This is a genomic window from Achromobacter sp. JD-1 (genome assembly GCF_038594925.1).
GTDB classification, from domain to species: Bacteria; Pseudomonadota; Gammaproteobacteria; order Burkholderiales; family Burkholderiaceae_B; genus Achromobacter; species Achromobacter spanius_C.
In genome coordinates this window covers 1-665 of the sequence record NZ_JBCGCS010000101.1, presented here as the reverse complement: position 1 = coordinate 665, position 665 = coordinate 1, and the positions used below count along the sequence as shown (strand labels likewise).

General features: G+C 65.1%; 1 protein-coding gene. It reads left to right on the top strand.

Translation table 11 applies throughout. The features are described from left to right. Positions 1-665, top strand: a 665-nt coding sequence (locus WBR68_RS31420) for a contractile injection system protein, VgrG/Pvc8 family (protein ID WP_255696345.1), incomplete at both ends; no start/stop codon positions are given.

The window sequence follows — 665 nt, the reverse complement described above, 5'->3', positions numbered from 1 at the left end:
CTGCCCCGCGAATACTGCGTGCAAGCCGGCGACACCAACTTGGCGTTTCTGGACAGGCTGGCGGCCGAAGAAGGCTACTTCTACCGCTACGCGCACTCGGAACACGGGCACCGCCTGATTCATGGTGACCGCATCTACATCCATGGCGAGATCGCGGGCGGGCCGGTCCTGTACAACCCCATGCCTGGCGGCGACCAGGCCGAACCAGCGCTGCATCGCTTTGCCTACGCCGCGCGCATCCGCACCGCCGTGCAGACCCAGCGCGACTACACGTACACCCATCCGCGCTATAGCCAGGAACATTCCCCGGTCGCCACCGACCTTGACCACCAGGATCATCGCTACGAACGCTACGACTACCCCGGCCGCTACAAACGCGACGAAGCGGGCAAGCCCTTCACGCAAACCCGCCTGCTAGGCCGCCGCCGCGATGCGCGCGTGGCGTTTGTCGAAGGCGATGACGCGCGTTTGATTCCCGGTGTCGCCTTCGATCTGACCGGCCACCCGCGCGAAGACTGGAACCAAGGCTGGCGCCCCGTGCGCATGCGCCACCATGGCGTGCAACACACGAGTCAAGAAGAAGACGCGGCGGGTTCCGAACAAGGCACGCACTACCACTACACCGCCGAACTTGTGCCCGACAAAGTCGACTGGAAGCCCGAGCC